This is a genomic window from Lysobacter sp. Root494, from assembly GCF_001427225.1.
Classification (GTDB): Bacteria; Pseudomonadota; Gammaproteobacteria; order Xanthomonadales; family Xanthomonadaceae; genus Agrilutibacter.
Genome location: NZ_LMFH01000005.1, coordinates 770,829 through 794,316, shown reverse-complemented (window position 1 = coordinate 794,316; position 23,488 = coordinate 770,829). Strand labels below are relative to the sequence as shown.

The window sequence follows — 23,488 nt, the reverse complement described above, 5'->3', positions numbered from 1 at the left end:
CGCGCAACTTTTCGCCCACTTATCACCTCTGGACATATAGTCGAACCACAAATGCCGGAGCCGGCCATGTCCCTGCGCGATGCCCTGCGTATCCCCTCTTCCGAAATCACCGATGAAGCGGTTTACCGCGATCGTCGTCGTCTGCTGGCCGCCTTTGCCGCCGTGCCCGGACTCGGGCTGGCCAGCTGCAGCGATGCCGCCCCGCCACCGGCACCATCGAAGGCCGTGATCACGCCCGAACAGGCGCGGGCGGGTTTCCGTACCTCGGAAGAGCTCACGCGTCTGGAAGATGTCACCACCTACAACAACTTCTACGAATTCGGCACTGGCAAGAGCGACCCCTCGCGCGCGGATCGCACGCTGCGGCTGAAACCCTGGAGCGTCGCCATCGGCGGCCAGTGTGCGAAGCCGGGGGTGGTGTCGCTCGACGACCTGCTCAAGGGCAGCACGCCGGAGGAACGCGTGTATCGCCTGCGTTGCGTCGAAGGCTGGTCGATGGTGATCCCGTGGCTGGGTGTGCCGCTCGCCGACGTGTTGAAGAAGTTCGAACCGACTTCCAAGGCGAGATATGTCGCCTTCACCACTCTGGAAGACCCGAAGCAGATGCCGGGCCAGCGCTACTCCGCCCTCGACTGGCCGTACCGCGAAGGGCTGCGCATCGACGAAGCCATGCATCCCCTCGCCTTCCTCGTGACCGGCCTCTACGGCAAGCCGTTGCCGCAGCAGAATGGCGCGCCGCTGCGCCTGGTCGTGCCATGGAAGTACGGCTTCAAGGGCATCAAGTCGATCGTGGCGATCACGTTTGTCCAGACAATGCCGCCCACCAGCTGGAACGACGCGCAGTCGGAGGAGTACGGCTTCTTCAGCAACGTCAATCCGGATGTCGACCATCCGCGCTGGTCGCAGAAGACCGAACGCCGCATCGCCGGCACGCAGAGCAAGCTGTTCGCCGAACGTATTCCCACGCGGATGTTCAACGGCTACGCGGACCAGGTCGCCAGTCTGTACGCAGGGATGAACCTGCGGAAGTGGTTCTAGCCGATGGCGCGCACTTCGCGTGGCGCACGCTCCACAACCGGTGTTGTCGTCGCCAAGTCCCTCGTCCACCTGCTTGCGCTCATCCCGGCCGCGATCCTCGGCTGGCAGATCCGCGCCGAAGCCCTCACCGGAAGCGGCGGCCTCGGCGCCGACCCGGTGGCCGAAATCGAACATCGCCTCGGACTATGGGCGCTGCGTTTCCTGATGCTCACGCTGGCGATCACGCCACTGCGGCAGGCCACGCAAAAACCCGTCTTCATCCGCTTCCGCCGCATGCTCGGGCTCTACACCTTCTTCTACGCGACGATGCACCTCACGGCCTACCTCGTGCTCGACCTGCGCGGCTACTGGGCGCAGATCTTCGAGGAAATCGCCAAGCGGCCCTACATCACCGTCGGCTTCACCGCATGGCTATTGCTGGTGCCGCTCGCAATCACGTCGACGCAGGCGGCCATTCGCCGGCTCGGCCGCAACTGGGCGCGCCTGCACAAGCTGGTCTATGTGGTCGGCGTGCTCGCCGTGCTGCACTTCTGGTGGCTGGTGAAGTCGGACGTGCGCGAGCCCGCGCTCTATGCCGCGATCCTCGCGACCCTGCTCGGCTGGCGCATCGTGAAAGCCCTGCGCGATCGCCGGGCTAGCGTGCGCCGTAAAGCAACAGCAGGCTGACAGCGGCAGCGAGGAACAGCGCGGCCAACAGAAGCCACGGCACGCGACGCGCGGAAGAGCCCGGTTTCGCTTCGGGCATGCTCTGCAAGGAATCTTCGCCGGGGATCGGCTGCGTGGGCTGGCTCGCTTCCGACAACCCGCCGCGGTTGGGCGCTTCAACCACGAAGCGCTGTGTGTCGAACACCACCTGGTCGCCGGGCCGTAACAGCGCGCTGCGAACAGGCCAGCCGTTCACTACGCTGCCGTCGTGCGAACCCAGGTCGCGCAACACCACGCCTTCGGCATGCGGTTCCATGCGGGCGTGGCGATCGGCAAACGCGGCGTCGTCGATGCGGATTTCGCACTCGGGCAGGCGCCCGACATCCCGCGACCGGTCGAGGGTGATGCTGCGTCCGTGGTGCGGACCGCCAATACCACGCAACACCATGCGTGGATCGGGATTCTCACCCGATGCTGGCTTGCGATCACCCTGTTTTGACTCGGTCGGTGCCGAAGACGGCGTCTCGCCGAGCAACAGCCATTCGTTGCCATCGACGAAGACCGCATCGCCGGCGCGAAGCATGGCGACGCGTCGTACCGGGCGGCCGTTGACGTGCAGTCCACGCGTTCCTTCGCGCACCTGCAGCCATACCCCACGACGATCGACGCAGAACTGCGCGATGGCCTGCCCGGGATCGTCGACGATGACCGGACGATCGACGAGATCGCGGCCGATGGCATGCACGCCTGGACCGAGGACAAGGTCCGGTTGCTGGCGATTGGGAAACCTCAGTCTCAGGGCAGTCATGTGGCTATGAATATGGCGCGGCCGCAATCTAGCACGCCCCGCGCGGATTGCAGCCGGCCCTGCGCGGACCGCGCTTGGATGCCGGCGACTCTGCCCGCACAATGCGCCGCACAGGAGGAACCACCATGCCGAGCATCGACATCCGCCACACCCATTCGCTGCCGCACGCGAAGGCGCGCAAGGCCGTGCAGGAAGTCGCGGACAAACTGGCCGAGCGTTTCGGCTTCGACTACGACTGGGATGGGGACACCCTGAACTTCGTCCGCAGCGGCGTCGACGGCAAGATCGACCTCGCGCCCAAAAGCCTGCGCGTGACCGCGAATCTCGGCTTCCTGATGTCGGCCTTCAAGGGACCGATCGAGTCGGAGATCAAACGCGTGCTGGACGAGCGCTTCAGCTGACCGGCTACGCGCTCAGCGGCTCTCGTATTTCCAGTTGCGGCGCTTGCCCTCGGCCATCCATTCGATCGCCTGGGCCAGGCGCCTGACGCGTGTTTCCACGCGCTTGGCTTCGGTGATCCATTCGATGTAATCCCGCCTACTGCTGGGCGGAAAGGCATCGAAGGTGGCACGCGCCTTCGCGTTCTTCCCCAGCGCGGCCGCGAGATCATCAGGAACTTCGGCTGGTGGCCCGGGCGCGCGTCGGGCCGCGGGCCGCTTCACTCCTGCATCGATCAGCTTCACCGCTTCGCGTATGTAGCCGGCCAGCTCACGCTTGCCGGGCAGGTCCCCCGGTTTCGTGAGGCGACCAAACTGGCCCATCGCATCGTCCAGCGCACGGCCGTCCTTGCCGACGATCATTGCGCCCTGCCACAGGTTGAACGTGGCGTGCTGTTTGAACGCCGCCATGCCGCACAGGATCCTGCCGCGGTGCGTAAACGCGGGCATGCCCCACTTGAGGGTTTCCTCGCACTCCGGGCAGGCGACGTGCACGACTTCGCGCAGGCGCACGAGGATGGGACGCGCGAACTCCGCGGCCCTGGCGATGTAGGCATCGATGCGTGGATCGCGGTGGCCCATGGCACTTCCCGGACGGATGGCGGCCTAGTTTGCTCCAGCCTTGCGTTCTTCGATGAAAATGGAGGAACGCATGACCGATCGCGAACGTCGCCAGCCGCACTCACGACCGAACGCCGCGCTTCGCGCGCAGCTCAACGAGGACCAGCTGATGACGCTGCGGGAACTCGAGCGCTTCGGATGGGAGCTGAGATTCGTACGGCGCCGGCCTTTCCAGGATCTCGTGCCCATCGTGGTGGATGGCGACCGAAAGTCGTTTTCCATACTGAAGTCCGACGGTACGCTCGAAGACAATCCGGACATCAAGCTCCGCGCCTGAACCATTCCACTCGTTCGGACTATTTGAGCCGCCACCTGCCCAGCGACCGGTATTCGTTGTGGTCACCCAGCTGGCTGTCGATCAACATCAGCTCGCGTACTGGCCAGCGGACCGGTTCGATCGGCACATCCGGCATGGTCTTGCGTGAGTCGCGCAACACGGTCACATGCGGCGTGAAGCGGGCATGCCCTTTCGTGGACACATGTTCCCGCGCGAGTGCCTGCCGCAGTTCGTCCCAGAGTTGCTGGAGCGTCGGTTCGGTACGTGCGCAACCAAGCCAGCCGATGCCTCCCGAAAAAGAGCCGGCGCGATCCAGTACCAGGTCGAATGCAGGGGCACGCAATCCTTCGGCTGCTCGAATCGCGGCCTCGATCCTGTCTTCGGGCAACTCGGAGAAGGTCCCGAGAAAATGCAGGGTCATGTGGTAGCGCACGGGCTTCAGCCAGCGGCCTTGTGGATCATGCGCGGTACGCAATGACTCGACGGTTTCCAGCATGCGTTCGCGGGTGGCATCGTCGGGCATGAGGCCGAAGAAGACGTTGTGTACGACGGAATGGCTGGAGCCGAACAGATCCTGGTGCATGCGTGCAGTCTAGTGCTTCATGCCGCGGCGACGGCGTGTGCGCGAGCATCTTCGCGGAAAGGACAAGGCGGAGGCGACTTCATGTCCACTCGCGAAATCAACACTCCGGGCCGACAGGCACCGATGCAGCCGCAACCGGAAACGATCCGCGAGGGATACCGCGGCAGCGGCAAGCTCGAAGGCAAGATCGCACTGATCAGTGGCGGCGACAGCGGCATCGGCCGCGCCGTGGCCGTGCACTTCGCGCGCGAGGGCGCGGACGTCGCGATCATCTACCGGAGCGAGGAGTCGGACGCGGAAGCCACTCGCGCGATGGTTGAACAGGAGGGCAGGCGTTGCCTTCTCATCCGCGGCAACGTGCAGGACGAAGACCTCTGCAAATCGGCGATCGACGAAACCGTGAAGGCGCTCGGCGGCCTGAACGTCCTCGTCAACAACGCCGCCGACCAGGTTTCGAAGGAACGTGTGGAGGAGATCAGCAGCGAGCAGCTGCGTCTTACCTTCGAGAACAACTTCTATCCGTACTTCTTCCTCGTCCGGCATTCACTCGAACACCTCGAGGATGGCGGCGTGATCATCAACACCGGTTCGGTGACTTCGTTCCGCGGCAGCAAGCACCTGATCGATTGCGCGTCCACCAAGGGCGCAATCGAAACCTTCACCTACTCGCTGGCACAGAACCTCATCGATCGTGGCATCCGGGTCAACGGCGTTGCCCCGGGCCCGATCTGGACGCCCCTGATCACTTCGAGCTTCGATAAGGAAAAGCAGGAGAAATTCGGAACCGACACGCCGATGAAGCGGCCCGGCCAGCCCAGCGAGGTCGCGCCGGCATACGTCTACCTCGCCTGCGACGACAGCAGCTATGTCACCGGACAGTTCATCCACGTCAACGGTGGCGGCTTCATCGGCTAGGACCCGGACGCAGGAACTCCTGGCACCTTGCGACGAATGTCATGGCAAGCGATCGACATCCGGGCGCACGCGGAAGGCAAGGCTGATGCGCGGCCCCACTTCCTGCTTCGTTTTAGGCACGCCGTGTTCGTAATGAAGCTGCGAGTCGTAGCTCATCAGCAACAGGCTGCCCGGTTCGAGATCGACATGGATCGCCGAACGCCGCAGCTGCTTGGAGCGGATGGTCATGCGCCGCGGCGACCCCAGCGAAACCAGGGCGATAGGGTGATGCGGAACGAGGATGTGCAGCTTGTCGTTGTGCGGAGCGACGCTGTCGCGGCCGTCGCGATAGAAGTTCAGCCCCACCGCATTGAACGGCTCGCCGGTATGCCGGCGCAGCAAATCGGCGGCTTCGCGTAACGGCGCAGGCAGGTGTTCGCTGGAAAGACGATAGCCCGCCGTCAGGCGCGGAACGTCGACGATGCGGTCGTACATGGGACGACGTTGCGACTGCCATGGCACTTCATCGCGCAGGGTTTCGAACCAGCGATCCGCGGTGGCCGGACCGATCAGCCCCGGTTGATAGACGACACCGCCCTCTCCGTCTTCGACCAGCAATCGTGGTGCATCGGATTCGAACAGGCTGTCCTGGCAAGGCGACGCGCGCATGCCGTCACGATGGGGACGGCGCGTCTCATTTCCTGAGCCGCTCCTGCCTTGCGCATGAACCATTAAGCGCCGGACCGTCGATCAGGCGTCCAGTTCGGTCCAGCGTGTGTATGCCGCGTCGAGTTCCGCCTGCGTGGCGGCGAGTGTGGCGTTGTGCGCATTGATGGCGTCGGGGCCGCGCTGGTAGAACGCCGGATCGTTCATGGCCTGTGCAAGTTCCGCCACACGGCTTTCCAGGGCCTCGATGCGCGCCGGCAGCTGTTCGAGCTCGCGCGTTTCCTTGTAGCCGAGCTTGCGCTTCGCCGGAGCAGCCGTGGTCGCGGCAACAGGTGCAGGTGCCACTGCCCGCGACGTCGCTTGAACAGGCATCGCCACGTCCCGGCGCTGCCGCAACCAGTCGCTGTATCCGCCCACGTATTCGCTTACGCGACCGTCGCCTTCCATCACCAGCGTCGAGGTCACGACATTGTCGAGGAAGTCGCGGTCATGGCTGACCAGCAGCAGCGTGCCCGGATAATCCGAGAGCAGGTCCTCGAGCAGTTCGAGCGTCTCGACGTCGAGGTCGTTGGTCGGTTCGTCCATCACCAGCAGGTTGGACGGCTGCGCGAACAACCGCGCCAGCAGCAGCCGGTTGCGCTCGCCACCCGACAGGCGGGTGATGGGCGCGCGGGCACGTTCCGGCGTGAACAGGAAGTCCTGCAGGTAGCCGATCACGTGCTTGTGCTTGCCATTGATCTCGACGCTCTCGCGGCCTTCGGCGACGTTCTCGATCGCGTTCCAGTCCTCGCGCAGGGTGGCGCGGTACTGGTCGAAATACGCGACCTGGAGGTTGCTGCCGATCTTCACTTCGCCCGTGGTCGGCGCGAGTTCACCGAGCAGCAGCTTCAGCAGCGTGGTCTTGCCGCTGCCGTTGGGGCCAATCAGGCCGATGCGGTCGCCGCGCATGACCACGGTCGACAGGTCACGGATAACCGGCTTGCCGCCGTAGGCGAACGACACGTCCTTCGCTTCGATCACCTTGCGCCCGGACGCCTCGCCCTGCGCGACTTCCATCTTCACGTTGCCGGTGAGATCGCGGCGCTGGCTGAATTCGGCGCGCATCGCCTTGAGCCGGCGCACGCGACCCTCGTCGCGGGTGCGGCGGGCCTTGATGCCCTGGCGGATCCACACTTCTTCCTGTGCGAGCAACTTGTCGAAGCGGGCGTTTTCCTGCGCTTCGGCGTTGAGCCGCTCCTCGCGGCGGCGCTCGTAATTCGCCCAGTCGCCCGGCCAGCTCGTGACCTGCCCGCGATCGATCTCGACGATGCGCGTGGCGAGCGCGCGCAGGAAGCGGCGATCGTGGGTGACGAACACCAGGGCGCCCGGCCAGGCCTTGAGGAAGCCTTCAAGCCAGTCGATGGCCGCGATGTCGAGATGGTTGGTCGGCTCATCCAGCAGCAGCACGTCGGGCGAAGACACCAGCGCTCGCGCCAGCAGCACGCGTCGCTTCATGCCGCCGGAAAGGCCGGAGAACACGGCGTCGCCGTCGAGGTCGAGCCGGGTCAACGTTTCGGTCACGCGCTGGTCGAGCGACCAGCCGTGCGCATCCTCGATCTTCGACTGGACCCTGGCCAGCGCGTCGGTATCGACGTGCTCGGCGTGGCTGAGATGGTGGTATTCGGCCAGCCATGCGCCCATCTGGCCCAGGCCTCCTGCAACGACATCCCAGACGTCGCCGGCCGCGCCCGCGGGTACTTCCTGCTCGAGGCGGGCGATGCGGGCGCCACCTTCGACGCGCACCTCGCCGTCATCGGGCTGGATCTCGCCGGCCAGCAGCTTCAGCAGCGTGGACTTGCCGGCGCCGTTGCGGCCGATAAGGGCGATGCGCTCGCCGGCCTCGATGGAGAGGGCGACATTTTCCAGCAGCAAAGGGCCGCCGACGCCGTAATCGACGTTTTGCAGGGTAATCAGGGGCATGGCGGCATTTTACGCAGGCCAGGCGCCCGTCCGGCTGCCGGCTGGTGCAAAACCGCAGCAAGCCTTCGTTGTTGAACATGAATGTGGCGATGCGGAGAGGCGGATTGCCGCAACCGCCTCATTTGCGAGCCATGGGCACGGCCATCTGCAAAAGCCGCAAAACGAAGGCATTCCATCCTGTATCGGATGGGGGTTTTCACTGTCCCGGGTCCGGGGGAAGTCACCGATGCAGCCGCAGGTGCAACTGGCGACATTGGGGCGTACCCATCCATCAAGAGGTCCGCCATGCACCGCCGCTCCGTGGTTTCCCGTTCCTTGCTCGGCCTTGCCATTGCCGCCAGCCTTGCGCTGCCGGTCGCGGCCCAGGCCGACGCGATCATCTCCAAGGACCTGCAACAGCGGCTGGATGCCTACCCGACCCATCGTGTCATCGTGACCTTCAGCGACCGCTCGCAGATGTCGCGCCTGTCCACCCTGACCCACTCGCTCCTGCCACTGAAGTCGCTGCCGATGGCCGGCGCGCTCCTGACGTCCTCGCAGGTGCGCCAGGTCGCGCAGTGGAGCGGTGTCGAAAGCATCTACTTCGATGCGCCGTTGAAGTACTTCAACTATGAGGCCGGCGAGATCACCGGCGGCCACAAGGTCCACGACTTCATCGGACTGAAGGGCAAGGACGGCGTGATCGCCATCATCGACTCCGGCGTGGATGCCACGCATCCGGACCTGAAGTTCGGCACCAAGGTCATCCAGAACGTGAAGGTCGTCGGCGACCTTGGCCTCGCCGGCGGCATTTCCGCCTATCTGGAAGGCCAGCAGACCACCGATACCTCCAGCGGACACGGCACGCACGTCGCCGGCATCACTGGCGGCACCGGCGATGCCTCGCTGACGGATACGCGACGTGCGCGCTACTACGCCGGCATCGCGCCGGATTCGAAGATCGTCGGCATCGGCACCGGCGAGGGCATCAACATCCTGTTCTCGCTGCAGGGTTTCGACTACGCGCTGACCAACCAGCAGAAGTACGGGATCGACGTCATCACCAATTCGTGGGGCTCGTCCACCAGCGTCTACGATCCGAACAACCCGGTGAACAAGGCGAGCTACGAGGCCTACCGGCGCGGCATGGTGGTGACTTTCGCCGCAGGCAATGACGGCCCGGCCGAAAACACAATCAATCCGTACGCACTGGTGCCGTGGGTGATCGATGTCGGTTCGGGCACCAAGTCGAAGGACCTGTCCGACTTTTCCAGCCGCGGCATTGCCGGTGATTTCTACAAGCACGTTGATCTCATCGCGCCGGGTTCGGACATCGTTTCCACCCATGCGCTGAACACGCCGCTGCCGAAGCTCGGCCCGGTGCTGGATCCTGCCTATCCAACCTACACCGCCTATTACGCGGGCATGAGCGGCACGAGCATGGCGACGCCCTTCGTCGCCGGCGTCGCGACGCTGCTGCTCGAAGCCAACCCGGACCTGTCGCCCGACCAGATCGAGGACATCCTGGTGAAAACCGCCAATCCGATGAACTACCCGTACCACTGGGTCGGCGGGGGCTACATCAACGTGCTCGCCGCGGTGGACCTGGCGTCGAAGACCACCGGCCAGCGGCGCGATTTCCTCAAGGGCATCACCAAGTGGTCGAGCCAGGGCGCATGGATCATTTCCCCGGACAACCACTCGTTGCTCACCTACGGCGGCACCTGGACAAGCATGGCCGACGCCGGCGCGACCAACGGCGCCTATCGCAAGGGCACGGTGTCGAAGAAGTCGGTTCCGCGCGTGAACCTGGCCTTCCAGGGCGGAGCGGCGCAGATCCTGTATCCGCAGGATGCCAAGGGCGGACTGGCCGACGTGTATGTCGACGGCGCGAACGTCGGCCGCCTCAGCTTCTACAACGCGACGCCGCGCGTCCGGAACAGCTTCCCCATCACCGGGCTGGGCGCCGGCGTGCATACCGTGGAAGTGCGCGGCATTTCGGGCAACGTCTATTTCGACGGGACGTTGACTGAAGGCAAGCTCTTCCCCGCCAACGTCACGCTAAGCGATACCACCACCCGCTTCACGGGCTCGCTGGGACCGTCCGTCGAACAGGCGATGGAAGTCGACGAGTTCCCGTTCGATGTCGACGCCAGCGCGATCTCGATCAAGGCGGTGCTGGCGTGGGACGGCGGCGTGGACGTGGACTTCGCGCTGGTCGATCCGGATGGCAACGAAGTCGCCTCGGGCGCCTCGCTCGACAACCCGGAAGTGCTGGAATTCGCCGTGACCCGGCCTGGCACCTACAAGTACCTGGTGAAGGGCTTCACGACGGTACTGGCGAACTACACGCTCGACAGCACCATCACCCGCGCGACCGTGACCCCTACGCCGTAAGGCAGCGGCACGCGACGAACGGCCGGGGATTTCCCGGCCGTTCTCGTTAGGAATGCGACGGATTCCGGGCATGTGCATGCCCCGCCCGTCATGACACCGCAGCAGTGGATTCAATGATCGGCTGACGACTCATCGCGGCGCGGCGCATACTCGCCGCAGGCGCGGCATGTCGTCGCGCCAGCGATAGCGGGAGACGACCATGGCCAAGGGTTTGGACAAGAAGAAGGAACAGAAGAAGAAGCCAACCAAGACGCTGAAGGAAAAGCGCGCGGAAAAGAGCGAGAAGAAGTCCGGCAAGAATTGATGCCGGCGGTGCCGTTCGCGGGCCCGCGATGCGGGCCGCGAGCCCCCTGCGAATTGACTGTCGATGGCCGGGCGCTGATTCCGGCCGTTACCGTTCGCACCGCCCAGATGGCGCCGCCCGTAGGAGCGCCCCTTGGGCGCGATGCCTGATGCCGGTCGCGCCCAAGGGCGCTCCTGCGTTGAATCAGGAACTGCACGAGAGCATCGAGCACCCTGCCCGCTCGCGCGCCCAATCCGGTCGCTTCCGCGCGAAGTCATCACGGCCCGGCTGCTCGTCGTACGGCCGGCGCATCACCTCCAGCAACTCTTCGATTCCGGAAGGATCGCCCTGCTCCGCGCGATCGATCACCTGCTGCGCCAGATAGTTGCGCAACACGTATTTCGGATTCGCCGCGTTCATGCGCAGGCGCCGTTCGCCCGGATCGCTTGCGTCTTCCTTCACCCGCGCTGCGTAGCCTGAAAGCCAAGCATCGAACACCGGTTCGGCAGCCGTCCGCTTTTCGTCGTCATAGAACGCGTGGGCGAACGGCTGCAGCACGGGCGCATCGACGTCGACATCGGCCAGCCCACGGAAGAACAGCGTCATGTCGACTTCCGCGTCGGCCAGCAGCTGGTGCAGTTCCTGCACGCGTTCGACGTCCTCGTCGCGGCATTCCCGGAGTCCCAGCTTCCGCGCGATGTTGTTGCGGTCCTCGCGCGTGTACACATCCGCGTAGCGCTGCAGGCCGTCGTTCAACAACTGCACGTCTTCGAACAGCGGCGACAAGGCCTGGCCGAGCCGCATCAGGTTCCAGTACGCGATCTTCGGCTGCCAGCCGAAGCGGTAACGGCGGCCGTGGCGGTCGGTGGTGTTCGGCGTCCAGTCGGGGTCGTAGTTGTCGATCCAGCCGTACGGGCCGTAGTCGATGGTGAGGCCGAGGATCGACATGTTGTCGGTATTCATCACCCCGTGGACGAAACCGACGCGCATCCAGTGCGCGATCATCACCGCGGTGCGTTCGCAGATTTCCCCGAACCAGCGCGCGTGGACCCGCTCATCCATCGACCCCTCGGATGCGAGGTCCGGATAATCGCGGCGTATGCAGAATTCCACCAGTTGCCGCAGCAGCAACAGGTCGCCGCGCGAATACGGCAGTTCGAAGTTGCCGAAGCGCAGGAACGACGGTGCCACGCGGCATACGATCGCGCCGGGTTCCGGCTTCGGATGCCCGTCGTAGAACATGTCGCGCACCACCGCTTCGCCCGTGCCGACCAGGGAGAGCGCACGCGTCGTGGGCACGCCAAGGTGATGCATGGCTTCGCTGCACAGGAATTCGCGGATCGATGAGCGCAGGACCGCGCGACCGTCGGCGGTTCGCGAATACGGCGTCAACCCGGCGCCCTTGAGCTGCAGCTCCCAGCGCTGCCCGGCGGCGTTGATGGTCTCGCCCAGCGTGATCGCACGTCCGTCACCGAGCTGACCCGCCCAGTGACCAAACTGATGCCCGCCGTAGTTGGCGGCAAACGGATCCATGCCGGCCAGCAACGCGTTGCCGCCGAAGACTTCGGCAAAAGCCGGCGAACGGATGTCCGCCTCGCCGATGCCGAGTACACGCGCCATCTCCGCCGAATGCGCCAGCAGTCGCGGCGCGGCGACCGGCGTGGGTGCAACCCGCGACCATGCCGCGCCTTCCACCTGGCGGACCCACGGGCCCACTTCCGGATCACCTGGCAGCTCGCGCAGGAAGGCGTTGTCGAATTCAAAAGCCAGCACCGGGTCGCTCTTTGTTGCCGTGGAATGAGGGATGTTACCCATGCCCGGGGACACGCCCGGTTAAGCCGGCAAGCGGCAATTTGCAGCGAGCCCGCCAGCAGCGCCGGGCAGGGAGAACCCATGACATCCGTGTTCGCTTACCGGAAATACAGGATGAGTGCGCTCTCTCCCGCCGAATATCGCCGCTTCCATGCCTTCACCCATGCCAAGCTGCGCGGCGGCGTCACGCTGCTGACCTTCAGCATGCCGTTGCTGTTCGCGGTGGGCTGGATCCGCGACTACGCCGTGCTCGGGCCGGTCGCGCACACGACCTTGCTGGCGCGCCTGTGCCTGATCGTCGCGCTGCTCTGTCTCGCCGCGCTGCTGCGCCGCTACGACATCAGCCGGATGGGTGAAGCCGTTGGCATCGCCTATGCGCTGACGTTCGGTATCGCGATCGCCGTACTCACCGCGCTTGAGCCCGCCAAGCTCAGCCTCACCCATGTCGCGGTGATGCTGATGGCCATCATCCTGCTGCCCAACTGCGTGCGTCGTTCGACCGCGATAGGTGTCGCAGCGGGCCTGTGCCTGCCGATGTTCGCCCTGCTGCTCTATCTCGCCGCGCCGGTAGGATTGTGGGTCGCGTACCTGCTGTTCTCGGCCGTCGGCATCCTGATCGGCATGGTCCAGCGCAGTGCGACGCTGCATGCCACGCTCGACATCTTCATCCATCGGCAACGCCTGCTGCGCCGCCTGCACCAGGACTCGCTCACCGGCGTCGCGAATCGCGAGGGGTGGGAAGCCAGGTCGGCGCGCCTGCATCGCGAACATGAATCCAGCGGACGTCCGCTGTCGGTGATCTTCTTCGACATCGACCATTTCAAGCATGTCAACGACCAGCATGGACACGCGACGGGCGACGCGGTGCTGCAGCGCGTGAGCACATTGTTGAAACAGCACCTGCGCGGCCACGACGTGGTGGCGCGCGTGGGTGGCGAGGAGTTCGTCGCCCTGCTTGCGGATACCACGGTCGAGGATGCCCATCGCGTAGCCGAGCGCATCCGCCGCGCGATCGAAACGCTGGGCGAACCCGTGCGCGTGACCGTCAGCGCAGGCGTCACGCAGGCGCATCCTGCCGAATCGCTGGAAACCGCCACCCAACGCGCCGATGCCGCCCTGTTGCAGGCCAAGCAGGCAGGCCGCAACCGGATCGTGCGAGCCTGAGCGACACCAGGGGCGCGAATGCCGCGTGGAGCCTGGGCTCGGGTGCGGAACGTTACAATCGCGTCCCAGTCCGGCAGAGCGCCGGCGCCATCGAGGCTGCCATGAGCGCCACAACACCTCCCAGCGCCGCAGACGCGCCTTCCGTCAAGTTCACCGACCTCGGCCTCCCCGACACCCTGCTTCGCGCCCTGTCCGACGTCGGCTACGAGACCCCCTCGCCCATCCAGGCCGCGACCATTCCGCCGCTGATGGCCGGAAAGGACGTGCTCGGCACGGCGCAGACCGGCACCGGCAAGACCGCCGCCTTCGCGCTGCCGATCCTCGCGCGCATCGATCCGGCGCAGCAGAAGCCGCAGGCGCTGGTGCTGGCGCCGACACGCGAACTCGCGATCCAGGTCGCCGAAGCCTTCCAGAAGTACGCGCACCACCTGCCCGGCTTCCACGTGCTGCCGATCTACGGCGGCCAGAGCTACACGCCGCAGCTGGCGTCACTGAAGCGCGGCGTGCATGTCGTCGTCGGCACGCCCGGACGCGTGATCGACCACCTCAACCGCGGTTCGCTCGACCTCTCGCAGCTGCGCTGCCTGGTGCTCGACGAAGCCGACGAGATGCTGCGCATGGGCTTCATCGACGATGTCGAAGCCGTGCTGAAGAAGATCCCGGAGACGCGCCAGGTTGCGTTGTTCTCCGCGACGATGCCGCCGCAGATCAAGCGCATCGCGCAGACCTACCTGCATGAACCCGTGGAAGTCGCGATCAAGACGACGACCACCACCGCCGCCAATATCCGCCAGCGTTACTGGGCGGTCAGCGGCGTGCATAAGCTCGATGCGATGACCCGCATCCTGGAGGCCGAGCCCTACGACGCGATGATCGTGTTCGCGCGGACCAAGCTGGCCACGCAGGAGCTGGCCGACAAGCTGTCGGCGCGCGGCATCTCCGCCGCCGCCATCAACGGCGACATGGACCAGAAGGCGCGTGAACGCACCATCGCGCAGCTCAAGGATGGCCGCATCGACGTCCTGGTGGCCACCGACGTCGCCGCGCGCGGACTCGATGTCGAGCGCATCAGCCACGTGATGAACTACGACATCCCGTACGACACCGAAAGCTATGTCCACCGCATCGGCCGCACCGGCCGCGCGGGCCGCAAGGGCGAGGCGATTCTGTTCGTCGCTCCGCGCGAGCGCGGCATGTTGCGCGCGATCGAGCGGGCGACACGCCAACCAATCGAGCCGATGCAGCTGCCCAGCATCGAGACGGTGAACGAACAACGCGTGTCGAAGTTCCTCGGGCGAATCACCACCGCGCTAGAAAGTGACGGCCTGGCGATGTTCCGCGACCTCGTCGAACGCTACGAGCGCGAACAGAACGTGCCTGCCGTGGAAATCGCGGCGGCGCTCGCCAAGCTGGTCCAGGGCGACATGCCGCTGCTGCTGCAGGCGACCGCGGAGAAGCTGCGTCCCGCAGGATTCCAGGACGACACCCGATCGCGCGAGGGCGCCGAACGCGGCCCGCGTGGATCGCGCAGCGGCTTCGAACGTACCGGACCGGAACGTGGCGCACCGGAGCGCGGCGCTCCTCGCGAGCAGTGGACACCCACGCCGCCGCGCGCCACGGGACCCTCCCGCAACGAAGGCGAAGCGTTCTTCAGCGATGAAGCACCTGCTTCGCGCCAGCCGCGCGAAGAACGCCGCGAGTCCGAAGCCGGCATGGAGACCTTCCGCATCGAAGTCGGCCACCGCCACGGCGTGAAGCCCGGCAACATCGTCGGCGCGATCGCCAATGAAGCTGATCTGGAAAGCCGCTACATCGGCCGCATCGACATCCGCGACGACCACAGCCTCATCGACCTGCCCGAAGGCATGCCGCGCGAAGTGATGGAGCACCTCAAGCGAGTGCGCGTCGCGGGCCAGCCGCTGCTCATCAGCCGTCCGGGCGAAGGCGGCAACCGGCAGCGTCCGCATCGTGCCGACGGCGACTCGCGTCCACCGCGCGGGCCGCGCCCGGGTGGCGCGAAGCCGCGGAAGTTCAGGCCGGATCAACGCTGAAGCAACAGTAAGGGCGGTGAATAACCGCCCTTTTGTTGACGGCCAGTTCGCTGTTTCATTTCGCGCACGGCTAAGCTCGGTCGACTACGCCATCACACCGATCCATCCGAGCATGTCCCGCATCCTCGTCTTCCAGCACGTTGCCGCCGAGCCACTAGGCACGCTCGATCCGCTGATCCGTGGACGCGGACACCGCATCCGTTTCGTCAACTCGAGCGGCAGCCGGATGCGGAACCGAACGTCGATCGTTATCGCGGACTGGTCGTGCTCGGCGGACCGATGAATGTCGAAGACCGCGAGCACCGGCAGCACCTGCTCACCGAGCTGCGCGCGATCGAACGCATGCTGGCGCAGGACAAGCCGGTGCTTGGCATCTGCCTCGGGGCGCAATTGCTGGCGCACGTGCTGGGTGCTCCGGTGCAGCGTATTCCACAGCCCGAAATCGGCTGGTATCGCCTACGGACCACGGAAGCGGGACGGCGTGATCCCGTGCTAGCGCCACTGGGCGAGGAAACTTCCGTCTTCCAGTGGCACAGCTATCGTTTCGAAGTGCCGCAGGGTGCGGCGCATCTCGCCCGCACCGACAGCTGCGATGCGCAGGCATTCCGTCATGGCGACAACGCCTACGGGTTCCAGTTCCACCTGGAGATGGACGAACCGCTGATCGAGCGCTGGCTCGCCAACCCGGTGTATCGGGACGAACTTGCTGCGATGGGTCATACGGACGAGGCCGCGATCCGATCGCTGACGAAACAACACATCCACACGATGCAGAACCAGGCCGACGCGGTGTTCAACAACTTCCTCGACCTCGTCGGCCGGCCGCAACGCCGATACACGCTGCCCTCACGCGAGTGGGTCTAACGCGACCGATGCGGATCAGAAAAGCTGCGGAAATCCGAGGTACGGCGCGGCGAACCAGTAGATGCCGAAGATCACCAGGGCCCACATCAGCAGCTTGAAGAAAAAGCCGGCCACCTTGAAGGCAAGGTACAGGCCGAGGACCACCAGAACGATGCCGATCCAGCTCATGTCGCAACTCCCCTGATCAGATGCGGCGAGCTTAGCATTGCGTGGAAACCGCTTCCTCGAACACCAGGCTGCAACACGTGGTCGCGCCTTCCGCCTTCTGCAACTCCGAAACATCCACCGTCACCACTTCCACGTCGGCATCGCGAAGCCTGTGCGCGGTGCGCGGAAAACAGGCGGGCATCAGCGCGACGTCACCGATGCGCAGGATGTTCGCAGCGTGCTCTTCTTCCGGATGGACTTCGATGATGTTGAAGCCGGGGAACGAAGCCGGATCGACCCATGCCGGATGCAGCAACAGCATGTCGTCGCGCACGGCGGTGACCGCCGACTTGAGGTGCAGGCAGCCGCGAATCGGCACGGATTGCACGCGATAGCCAAATTCGACGACGGCTTGCTGCAGCTGCGAGATTCCCTCCGCGTTGCTGCGTCCGGACTGGCCGACATAAATCGCGCGCCCGACACGCAGCACATCACCGCCATCGATCGTGCCCGGCGCTTCGATGCGCCGGAGAGGCCGGTAACGCGCAAGCAGTTCCGCGACACTCGCACCCTCGCCGCGCCGCGACTCCGCACCCGGACGCGTCATCACCGCGACTTCGTCGAGCACGATCGCGACATCCTCGACGAACACCGCGTCGGGCATCGATGGCTCGGCCTCGAGAGTGAGCACCCGGCAGCCCAGTGAAGCAAGCACGCGCTGGTACGCGCGGTGCTGCGCCGCCGCGCGCGTCACGTCGATCGGCGCGCGGGCCACGTGCGTGAGCTGGCAATCGCCGAGGCTGGGGCTGACTTCGCGGGTGATGGCAACCAGCATCGTGCGTACCGGATAGTCGAAACCATTCCGACGATACCTGAGTGCGCATGGCCCATGCCATGGATGCGCCGCATAATGTGCCGCCCTCTGCTGCCGTCGCGCGATGTCGCCTCCTGCATTCACTTCTCCTGGCCTGGTCATCATCGGCGGCGGACCAGCCGGTCTGATGGCGGCCGAAGTCGCGCGCTCTGCGGGCATCGAAGTCGATCTCTACGAAGGCAAGGGTTCGGTCGGACGCAAGTTCCTCATCGCCGGCAAGGGTGGATTGAATCTCACGCATAGCGAGTCGCGTCCTGCCTTCGACACGCGGTACGGATCGCGGCAGAGCGAGGTTGCGCGTTGGCTCGACGCCTTCAATGCGGATGCGTTGCGCGAATGGGCGCGCGGCTTTGGTGTCGAGACTTACGTCGGTACGTCGGGCCGCGTATTCCCGATGGATCGCAAGGCCGCACCGCTGCTGCGTGGCTGGGTCCGGCGCCTGCGCGATCAGGGAGTGCGCTTCCATGTGCATCACCGTTGGACCGGATGGAACGAGCGCGGTGCGCTGCGCTTCGAAACCCCGGAGGGCGAAATCATCGTGGAAACGGCCGCCACCGTGCTCACGCTTGGCGGCGGCAGCTGGCCCGAACTCGGCTCCGACGGTGCATGGGTACCGTGGTTGCAGCAGGACGGTGTCGAGGTCGCACCGCTACAACCGTCGAACTGCGGCTTCGACATCGGCTGGAGCGAGCACCTGTCGCAACGCTTCGAGGGAGCGCCGCTGAAGCCGGTGATCGCGCACTGGCGCGACCTGCAAGGCAACGAGCACGCGCTGCAGGGCGAATGCGTGCTCACCGCGACCGGCATCGAAGGCAGCCTGGTCTATGCGCTCTCCGCCGCGCTTCGCGACATCATCGCGCGAGACGGCGAAGCCACCTTGCATCTCGACCTCGCGCCGGGACGTGAGCTCTCGCGTCTGGAACAGGATCTCGCGAAGCCGCGCTCCGGCCGCAGCTTCAGCGAGCACCTGCGCAGGCAGACCGGCCTCACCGGCGTGAAAGCGGCGCTGCTGAGGGAAGTGCTATCGAAGCCGCAACTGGACGCCCCCGGCGCGGTTGCTACGGCCATCAAGCGGTTTCCGCTCACGTTGCTGCGTCCGCGCCCGATTGCCGAAGCCATCAGCAGTGCGGGTGGCGTGCGCCTGGAAGCGTTGGACGATGCGCTGATGGTGAAGTCGAATCCCGGCCTGTTCTGTGCGGGCGAGATGCTCGACTGGGAAGCACCGACGGGTGGTTATCTGCTGACGGCGTGTTTCGCGAGCGGGTTGCGCGCGGGGCGTGGTGCTGTGGATTGGTTGCGGCGCTGATTTCGAAGGCTCGATATTGAATCGTCATTCCCGCGAAGGCGGGAATCCAGCGACTTTGCCGTTGCCTCTTCCACGAAATCCTTTCCAAGAGCCAGAGCAAAGTCGCTGGATTCCCGCTTTCGCGGGAATGACGAGCAAAAGCGCCAGGGCACAAAACACAGAGCACAGAACTGCGGCAATTGGCCCCGCCGCGGCTCTGCTCAACTCAGAACCATGCGACCCGCTACGGCTTCCTTCCGGAAACCACCGGCACATGCCAAACCGCGTAATGCGGCGGCGTCTCGATCGTCGAAATGATCGTGTCGAAATCGGCACCCACCTCCGCCACCGTTCGTCCGGACGCCTGGGAAAGCACTTCGGAATAGCCATCGCGCCACGCGCGCATGATTCCGGCAAAGGTGCCGCGATCTACCCGAAGCGTATCGACGTTGACGTAGTCCAGCGCGATCGCCTCGTAACCGGCATTCGCGAGCAGTGCCGGTGAATGCCGGCCGACGCGGCCATCGCAACCGATGCTCTGCAGGTACGCCACCGCATTCTCGTTCCAGAAGCGGTCCGGATCGAAGCGCTTGCCATCGCGCTCGACCACCGGCATGTGCAGCATTCCGTAATCTTCCGACAACAGGTGCAGCCAGCCGCCGGGCTTCAGCACGCGCGTGATTTCGGCCAGTACCAAGGGAAAGTCCGGCACCGCCTGCGACATGTGCCGGCAGACGACCAGGTCGAAACTGGCGTCCACGTGTTGCAGCGCGAAGGCATCACCCTGCTCGTAAACGATGCGCTCCGCGAACGCCATGCTGCCGCGCCGCGCGATCGCGAGATTGCCCTCGAGGATGTCGATGCCCACCAGCGCGGCCTGCGAATAGCGCGACGCGAGACGCCGGGTGATCTCGCCGGTGCCGCAGCCGAGGTCGAGGATGCGGATCGCCCCGGCCAGTCCATACCGGTCGAACAGGCGCTCCTCCTGCGGCCAGATCGCTTCAGCCTGGTGCGCGAGGTTGCGCGCCATTGACTCGTCGCCCATCTGCTCGGCTTGCGGATTGCGATCACGGTTCATCGAATACCTCGCAGTGAATTCTGTCGTAACGCTGGTGAGCCGTTCACTCCGTCGCGTCAACCAGCGGCTTCAATTCCGCATCCAGGGCAACACGTTCGTCGAACACGAAACAGCGTCCGTCGTAACCAAAGCCACCGACCCGCTCGAAGTAGCCCAGGATGCCTCCCTCGAGCTGCAGCACGTTGTCCATGCCTTCGGCCTGCATCCACAGCGCAGCCTTCTCGCAGCGGATGCCGCCAGTACAGAAGCTGACCACGACAGCATCGGCGAGCGCGCTGCGATGTGGCGTCAACGCTTCCGGCAGGTCGGTGAAGTTGTCGATCGGCAGCGTCAGCGCGCCGCTGAAGGTCCCGTGTTCGATCTCCTCGCGATTGCGCGTATCGAGCAGCAACAGCTTGCGGCCGCTGTCGTCGTGGCCCTGCCCGATCCATCGTTCGAGGTCTTCGGGTTGCACGGCCGGCGCGCGGCCTTCCAGCGGCGAGGAACGGTCGCGGCGGAAGGCGATGATTTCCTTCTTCACCTTGACCTTGAGCCGGCCGAACGGCTGCGCCTGGCTGCGGCTTTCCTTGACTACGATGCCGGCGAAGCGAGGATCTTCGCGCAGCGCATCGAGGAACACACGAATCGCCGACTCGGCGCCGGCGAGGAAAATATTGATGCCCTCGCCCGCCACCAGTACGGTGCCGCGCAGGTCACCGGCTTCGGCGAGTGCGCGCACCTGGCCCGCAAGAGCGGCAGGATCATCGATGGGTACGAAATGGTAGGCGGCGATGTTCAGGATCACCTGCGCATTTTACCCGCCGCGGCCCTTTTCCCGTGCAAAAGGCAACCCCGCCTCGCGACGGGGTTGAATGCGACGCCACGGCAGACCGGTTTGACCGTGGCATCGCGATCAGTACAGAGGCACCGCGACGAACGCCTTGCGCACGCCGGCGGCATCCACCGCGCGGCCCGTGATCACACCGAAGTTGTTGATGTCCTGTGCGCTGGTCAGCACGCCGCCATACCCCGGCTGGCGGCTGATGTCGCGCGTGATGCCGTTCTCCCAGAGAAACGCGCGGCAATCCACGCCGCCTTCCTTGCACGAGGTACCCACGACCTGGCGCCATTCGTTGATCGATAGCGCTGTGGCGTAACTGTCGCCCTGCAGCGGTTGGATCTGCTGGGCAGTGTCACTGCTACTCATACGGATGAACGCGCGCAGCAGGTTGCCGTCGACATCACCTGGTGTTCCCATGAAACCCACGATGTCGCCGCGCTGGTTGATGGCGTTGGGGGTGTTCCAGTACGGCGCGTCGAAACCCTTTAGCTCGATGGCACGACCGTTGTCCCACAGCACGGCGTGCGCCGCCGAATAGCGACCCACGGCGATGTCGCATATGCCGGAAATACCGACGATCTGCCCGCGATCATTGATCGCAGTGGCGGCGCCGGAGGTGTCCTCGCCGATCAGCGGAAGTGCGCGCGCAGCCCGGCGCCCCGGCCCCCAGGTCACCGGCTTGAACTGCAGCTTCTGTGGCGCGACGCAGGTGTCGTCCGCTACGGCGTTCTCCGCCCAGCCGACGATTTCGCCGAGGTTGTTCGCGCCGGCGGCGAAACTGTGGGTGCCGCCCGCCAGCGGCAACAGGGGCCGCATGCGTCCCTTTCCCCATGCGAATCCGCGACAGGCCTTGCCATTGTTCGCATGTGGTCCACTGAAGAAGTAAAAGCAGCTCCATAACTCCCCATTGGGGTCGTCGATGTCGGTCTGGCTGATGCCGACGACGAGTCCGCCCAGGTTCTTCACTGGCCACGGCACGGTGCTGTTGCTGGTCCGCGGATCGCCCAGCGTGCCGAGATCGAACTTCTGTCCGGCAAACCACGCAGTTGCGTGGCGAACCGAGTTGTCGGCGACAGTCGAATAGCCCGACGCGATGCCGAAGTCGTTGATGCTGTTGCCACGCGCGTTGGTGCCGCCCAGCGATTCCAGTTCCTGGACGCGATACGTGGTCTGCGCGGCGACGGTGCCACTGCAGAGCAATGCGGCCAGGCAGGCCAGACGCGGAAACGGATGCGATGTCTTCATGGGTCATCTCCCTGCGTGCAATGAATGGACGAGGTAGCTGCCGGAAAGTGTTCCGGCGAAGACGCAGCGTTCCTGTCCGATGCGCGTCGCATCGGCCGAGGCTGTCGTGTGGAAAGCTGTGCTTCGGATGCGACGCTAGGCGTCGTAGGGGTTTGCTACTCGCCGCATTCGGACAGGGTTGGCCAGCGCCCCGCATTCAAGGGGACGCCGCCAACTATCATCATGACGACCAGATCAATCGGCTTGCGTGCACGCCGCCGCGCGTTCCAGCAGCAATGCGCGTTCGCGTGCGTTGCGGGTCATCTCTGCGGCCCGCTCGAATTCGCTCCTGGCTTCGACCATGCGACCGAGCTTGAACAGCAGGTCGCCGCGGACGCTGGGCAACAGGTGATAGCGCGCGAGGGCGGGTTCATCCGCGAGCGCATCGACCACCTGGAGTCCGGCGGCGGGGCCAAACAGCATGGCCAGCGCGACTGCGCGGTTGAGTTCGACGATGGGAGAACCGGTGATGCGCGCAAGTTCGCCATACAGCCCGGCGATCGTCGCCCAATCGGTGTCTTCCGGCTTCAGCGCGCGCGCATGGCAGGAAGCAATGGCAGCCTGCAGGGCGTACGGCCCACGCGCGCCGCCGAGCCTCTGTGCGCGATCGAGCGCGGCGAGGCCGCGCCCAATCAGGAGGCGATCCCAGCGCGCGCGGTCCTGGTCGAGCAGGAGGATGGGTTCACCGCTCGGCCCCGTTCTCGCGCTGGCGCGCGAGGCCTGGATTTCCATCAGCGCGACGAGTCCGTGCACTTCCGCCTGCTGTGGCATCAGTCCTGCGAGTACGCGGCCAAGCCGTAATGCGTCTTCGCACAAGGAAGGGCGCAGCCAGTCATCGCCCGCGGTCGCCGAATAACCTTCGTTGAAGATGAGATAGACCACCGAAAGCACGGCGGAAAGGCGCTCGACAAGCTCCTCGCCACGCGGCACCTCGTACGGCACGTTGGCTTCTGCCAGCGTCTTCTTCGCACGCACGATGCGCTGCGCGATGGTGGGCTCTGGAACGAGGAAGGCGCGCGCGATCTCGTCCGTAGCCAGGCCGCCCAGCAGGCGCAGGGTCAGCGCGACACGTGCATCCTGCGAGAGCACCGGATGGCAGGCCGTGAACACCAGGCGCAACAGGTCGTCGCCGATCGGATCATCCAGCGAATCGACAATGTCTTCTTCGCTCACCTGCTGGTGCAGTTCGATCTCGTAACCGAGTTCCTCGTGCTTGCGCTGCTGCAGCTGGTGGCGGCGCAGGCGGTCGATCGCGCGGTGCTTGGCCGTGGTCATCAGCCATGCGCCGGGGTTGTCGGGAACGCCGGTCTTCGGCCACTGCTCGAGCGCGGTCACCAGCGCGTCCTGCGCGAGCTCCTCCGCGAGGCCCACGTCGTGCAGCATGCGCGCGAGGCTGGCGATCACTTTCGCCGACTCCATGCGCCAGACCGCATCGATGGTGCGCCGGACCTGCTGCTGGGCCTTCTGGGTGCTATCGGGTGCGTCCGCCATGGGGCGATCACACCAAAGCACGGATGACGGT

Annotated in this window: 23 protein-coding genes; 11 read left to right on the top strand and 12 right to left on the bottom strand. The window is 65.3% G+C overall.

Going from position 1 to position 23,488, the window contains the following annotated elements; genetic code table 11:
• Positions 1-66 precede the first annotated feature (66 nt).
• Both msrP and msrQ read left to right on the top strand, forming a co-directional pair.
• Positions 67-1,038 carry a protein-methionine-sulfoxide reductase catalytic subunit MsrP gene (gene msrP, locus ASD14_RS07025; protein WP_056132227.1) on the top strand — a complete coding sequence of 324 codons (972 nt, stop codon included), beginning with the start codon at positions 67-69 and terminating at the stop codon, positions 1,036-1,038.
• Positions 1,039-1,041: 3 nt separating this feature from the next.
• Positions 1,042-1,704: a protein-methionine-sulfoxide reductase heme-binding subunit MsrQ gene (gene msrQ, locus ASD14_RS07020; RefSeq protein WP_056130955.1), complete on the top strand. Its 663-nt coding sequence runs from the start codon at positions 1,042-1,044 to the stop codon at positions 1,702-1,704.
• Here msrQ and ASD14_RS07015 read toward each other — a convergent pair.
• Positions 1,673-2,491 (bottom strand): FHA domain-containing protein, encoded by an 819-nt coding sequence (locus ASD14_RS07015; protein WP_056130952.1) that lies wholly within the window; start codon positions 2,489-2,491, stop codon positions 1,673-1,675. The two genes, msrQ and ASD14_RS07015, sit on opposite strands and share 32 nt — an antisense overlap.
• A 125-nt stretch (positions 2,492-2,616) precedes the next feature.
• On the opposite strand from ASD14_RS07015, the gene ASD14_RS07010 reads away from it, so the two are divergent.
• The gene (locus ASD14_RS07010; RefSeq protein WP_056130949.1) at positions 2,617-2,892 is read left to right on the top strand and encodes a polyhydroxyalkanoic acid system family protein; all 276 of its coding nucleotides are present in this window, start codon (positions 2,617-2,619) and stop codon (positions 2,890-2,892) included.
• Positions 2,893-2,904: 12 nt separating this feature from the next.
• On the opposite strand, the gene ASD14_RS07005 is transcribed toward ASD14_RS07010, so the two are convergent.
• Positions 2,905-3,510 carry a YdeI/OmpD-associated family protein gene (locus ASD14_RS07005; protein ID WP_056130946.1) on the bottom strand — a complete coding sequence of 202 codons (606 nt, stop codon included), beginning with the start codon at positions 3,508-3,510 and terminating at the stop codon, positions 2,905-2,907.
• A gap of 70 nt (positions 3,511-3,580) precedes the next feature.
• Between ASD14_RS07005 and ASD14_RS07000 the strand changes: the two genes are divergently transcribed.
• Positions 3,581-3,826, top strand: coding sequence for a hypothetical protein (locus ASD14_RS07000; protein WP_157475156.1), 246 nt, complete (start codon positions 3,581-3,583; stop codon positions 3,824-3,826).
• Between the two features lie 19 nt (positions 3,827-3,845).
• Here the strand turns inward: ASD14_RS07000 and thpR are convergent, their stop codons facing one another.
• Positions 3,846-4,409: an RNA 2',3'-cyclic phosphodiesterase gene (gene thpR / locus ASD14_RS06995; protein WP_056130942.1), complete on the bottom strand. Its 564-nt coding sequence runs from the start codon at positions 4,407-4,409 to the stop codon at positions 3,846-3,848.
• An 81-nt stretch (positions 4,410-4,490) separates the two neighbouring features.
• On the opposite strand from thpR, the gene ASD14_RS06990 reads away from it, so the two are divergent.
• On the top strand, positions 4,491-5,324 hold the full coding sequence (locus tag ASD14_RS06990; protein ID WP_056130939.1) for an SDR family oxidoreductase: 834 nt from the start codon (positions 4,491-4,493) through the stop codon (positions 5,322-5,324).
• A gap of 39 nt (positions 5,325-5,363) precedes the next feature.
• Here the strand turns inward: ASD14_RS06990 and ASD14_RS06985 are convergent, their stop codons facing one another.
• Together ASD14_RS06985 and ASD14_RS06980 are read right to left on the bottom strand one after the other, a co-directional pair.
• Entirely contained in the window at positions 5,364-5,972 is a 609-nt protein-coding gene (locus ASD14_RS06985; protein WP_056130935.1) for an alpha-ketoglutarate-dependent dioxygenase AlkB, read from the bottom strand.
• Between the two features lie 81 nt (positions 5,973-6,053).
• A complete protein-coding gene (locus ASD14_RS06980; protein ID WP_056130933.1) occupies positions 6,054-7,928 on the bottom strand; it encodes an ATP-binding cassette domain-containing protein in 1,875 nt (624 codons plus the stop codon).
• Between the two features lie 285 nt (positions 7,929-8,213).
• Here ASD14_RS06980 and ASD14_RS06975 point away from each other — a divergent pair, with 285 nt between their 5' ends.
• Positions 8,214-10,304: a S8 family serine peptidase gene (locus ASD14_RS06975; protein ID WP_056130930.1), complete on the top strand. Its 2,091-nt coding sequence runs from the start codon at positions 8,214-8,216 to the stop codon at positions 10,302-10,304.
• A 487-nt stretch (positions 10,305-10,791) separates the two neighbouring features.
• Here ASD14_RS06975 and ASD14_RS06970 read toward each other — a convergent pair whose 3' ends face one another.
• Positions 10,792-12,402, bottom strand: coding sequence for a YdiU family protein (locus tag ASD14_RS06970; protein ID WP_056130928.1), 1,611 nt, complete (start codon positions 12,400-12,402; stop codon positions 10,792-10,794).
• Positions 12,403-12,480: 78 nt separating this feature from the next.
• Here ASD14_RS06970 and ASD14_RS06965 point away from each other — a divergent pair, with 78 nt between their 5' ends.
• From ASD14_RS06965 to ASD14_RS06955, 4 genes are all read left to right on the top strand, one after another.
• Positions 12,481-13,563 (top strand): GGDEF domain-containing protein, encoded by a 1,083-nt coding sequence (locus tag ASD14_RS06965; protein WP_162247683.1) that lies wholly within the window; start codon positions 12,481-12,483, stop codon positions 13,561-13,563.
• A gap of 101 nt (positions 13,564-13,664) precedes the next feature.
• Positions 13,665-15,614 carry a DEAD/DEAH box helicase gene (locus ASD14_RS06960; RefSeq protein ID WP_056130923.1) on the top strand — a complete coding sequence of 650 codons (1,950 nt, stop codon included), beginning with the start codon at positions 13,665-13,667 and terminating at the stop codon, positions 15,612-15,614.
• Positions 15,615-15,630: 16 nt separating this feature from the next.
• Positions 15,631-15,897, top strand: coding sequence for a hypothetical protein (locus ASD14_RS16040; RefSeq protein WP_157475154.1), 267 nt, complete (start codon positions 15,631-15,633; stop codon positions 15,895-15,897).
• Complete coding sequence (locus ASD14_RS06955; RefSeq protein WP_056130921.1) at positions 15,894-16,478, top strand: gamma-glutamyl-gamma-aminobutyrate hydrolase family protein; 585 nt, start codon at positions 15,894-15,896, stop codon at positions 16,476-16,478. Before ASD14_RS16040 ends, ASD14_RS06955 begins: the two co-directional genes overlap by 4 nt.
• A gap of 15 nt (positions 16,479-16,493) precedes the next feature.
• On the opposite strand, the gene ASD14_RS16035 is transcribed toward ASD14_RS06955, so the two are convergent.
• Entirely contained in the window at positions 16,494-16,646 is a 153-nt protein-coding gene (locus ASD14_RS16035) for a hypothetical protein (protein WP_157475152.1), read from the bottom strand.
• 31 nt (positions 16,647-16,677) lie between these two features.
• Positions 16,678-17,460: an arginine deiminase-related protein gene (locus tag ASD14_RS06950; protein WP_056130919.1), complete on the bottom strand. Its 783-nt coding sequence runs from the start codon at positions 17,458-17,460 to the stop codon at positions 16,678-16,680.
• A 103-nt stretch (positions 17,461-17,563) separates the two neighbouring features.
• Here ASD14_RS06950 and ASD14_RS06945 point away from each other — a divergent pair, with 103 nt between their 5' ends.
• Complete coding sequence (locus ASD14_RS06945; RefSeq protein WP_056130916.1) at positions 17,564-18,805, top strand: TIGR03862 family flavoprotein; 1,242 nt, start codon at positions 17,564-17,566, stop codon at positions 18,803-18,805.
• A gap of 223 nt (positions 18,806-19,028) precedes the next feature.
• Here ASD14_RS06945 and ASD14_RS06940 read toward each other — a convergent pair whose 3' ends face one another.
• The 4 genes from ASD14_RS06940 to ASD14_RS06925 all read right to left on the bottom strand — a co-directional run bounded on the left by ASD14_RS06940 (position 19,029) and on the right by ASD14_RS06925 (position 23,457).
• On the bottom strand, positions 19,029-19,862 hold the full coding sequence (locus tag ASD14_RS06940; protein ID WP_056130913.1) for a class I SAM-dependent methyltransferase: 834 nt from the start codon (positions 19,860-19,862) through the stop codon (positions 19,029-19,031).
• A 43-nt stretch (positions 19,863-19,905) separates the two neighbouring features.
• Positions 19,906-20,646 carry a sulfurtransferase gene (locus ASD14_RS06935; RefSeq protein ID WP_056130910.1) on the bottom strand — a complete coding sequence of 247 codons (741 nt, stop codon included), beginning with the start codon at positions 20,644-20,646 and terminating at the stop codon, positions 19,906-19,908.
• A 108-nt stretch (positions 20,647-20,754) separates the two neighbouring features.
• Entirely contained in the window at positions 20,755-21,927 is a 1,173-nt protein-coding gene (locus ASD14_RS06930; RefSeq protein ID WP_056130906.1) for a hypothetical protein, read from the bottom strand.
• A gap of 234 nt (positions 21,928-22,161) precedes the next feature.
• Positions 22,162-23,457 (bottom strand): RNA polymerase sigma factor, encoded by a 1,296-nt coding sequence (locus tag ASD14_RS06925; RefSeq protein WP_056130903.1) that lies wholly within the window; start codon positions 23,455-23,457, stop codon positions 22,162-22,164.
• Positions 23,458-23,488 lie beyond the last annotated feature (31 nt).

Excerpts from the sequence above, each read along its gene's own strand:
- msrP (WP_056132227.1), top strand. The coding sequence starts at position 67 with ATGTCCCTGCGCGATGCCCTGCGTATCCCCTCTTCCGAAATCACCGAT.
- msrQ (WP_056130955.1), top strand. The coding sequence starts at position 1,042 with ATGGCGCGCACTTCGCGTGGCGCACGCTCCACAACCGGTGTTGTCGTC.
- ASD14_RS07015 (WP_056130952.1), bottom strand. The coding sequence starts at position 2,491 with ATGACTGCCCTGAGACTGAGGTTTCCCAATCGCCAGCAACCGGACCTT.
- ASD14_RS07010 (WP_056130949.1), top strand. The coding sequence starts at position 2,617 with ATGCCGAGCATCGACATCCGCCACACCCATTCGCTGCCGCACGCGAAG.
- ASD14_RS07005 (WP_056130946.1), bottom strand. The coding sequence starts at position 3,510 with ATGGGCCACCGCGATCCACGCATCGATGCCTACATCGCCAGGGCCGCG.
- ASD14_RS07000 (WP_157475156.1), top strand. The coding sequence starts at position 3,581 with ATGACCGATCGCGAACGTCGCCAGCCGCACTCACGACCGAACGCCGCG.
- thpR (WP_056130942.1), bottom strand. The coding sequence starts at position 4,409 with ATGCACCAGGATCTGTTCGGCTCCAGCCATTCCGTCGTACACAACGTC.
- ASD14_RS06990 (WP_056130939.1), top strand. The coding sequence starts at position 4,491 with ATGTCCACTCGCGAAATCAACACTCCGGGCCGACAGGCACCGATGCAG.
- ASD14_RS06985 (WP_056130935.1), bottom strand. The coding sequence starts at position 5,972 with ATGCGCGCGTCGCCTTGCCAGGACAGCCTGTTCGAATCCGATGCACCA.
- ASD14_RS06980 (WP_056130933.1), bottom strand. The coding sequence starts at position 7,928 with ATGCCCCTGATTACCCTGCAAAACGTCGATTACGGCGTCGGCGGCCCT.
- ASD14_RS06975 (WP_056130930.1), top strand. The coding sequence starts at position 8,214 with ATGCACCGCCGCTCCGTGGTTTCCCGTTCCTTGCTCGGCCTTGCCATT.
- ASD14_RS06970 (WP_056130928.1), bottom strand. The coding sequence starts at position 12,402 with ATGGGTAACATCCCTCATTCCACGGCAACAAAGAGCGACCCGGTGCTG.
- ASD14_RS06965 (WP_162247683.1), top strand. The coding sequence starts at position 12,481 with ATGACATCCGTGTTCGCTTACCGGAAATACAGGATGAGTGCGCTCTCT.
- ASD14_RS06960 (WP_056130923.1), top strand. The coding sequence starts at position 13,665 with ATGAGCGCCACAACACCTCCCAGCGCCGCAGACGCGCCTTCCGTCAAG.
- ASD14_RS06955 (WP_056130921.1), top strand. The coding sequence starts at position 15,894 with ATGAATGTCGAAGACCGCGAGCACCGGCAGCACCTGCTCACCGAGCTG.
- ASD14_RS16035 (WP_157475152.1), bottom strand. The coding sequence starts at position 16,646 with ATGAGCTGGATCGGCATCGTTCTGGTGGTCCTCGGCCTGTACCTTGCC.
- ASD14_RS06950 (WP_056130919.1), bottom strand. The coding sequence starts at position 17,460 with ATGCTGGTTGCCATCACCCGCGAAGTCAGCCCCAGCCTCGGCGATTGC.
- ASD14_RS06945 (WP_056130916.1), top strand. The coding sequence starts at position 17,564 with ATGTCGCCTCCTGCATTCACTTCTCCTGGCCTGGTCATCATCGGCGGC.
- ASD14_RS06940 (WP_056130913.1), bottom strand. The coding sequence starts at position 19,862 with ATGAACCGTGATCGCAATCCGCAAGCCGAGCAGATGGGCGACGAGTCA.
- ASD14_RS06930 (WP_056130906.1), bottom strand. The coding sequence starts at position 21,927 with ATGAAGACATCGCATCCGTTTCCGCGTCTGGCCTGCCTGGCCGCATTG.
- ASD14_RS06925 (WP_056130903.1), bottom strand. The coding sequence starts at position 23,457 with ATGGCGGACGCACCCGATAGCACCCAGAAGGCCCAGCAGCAGGTCCGG.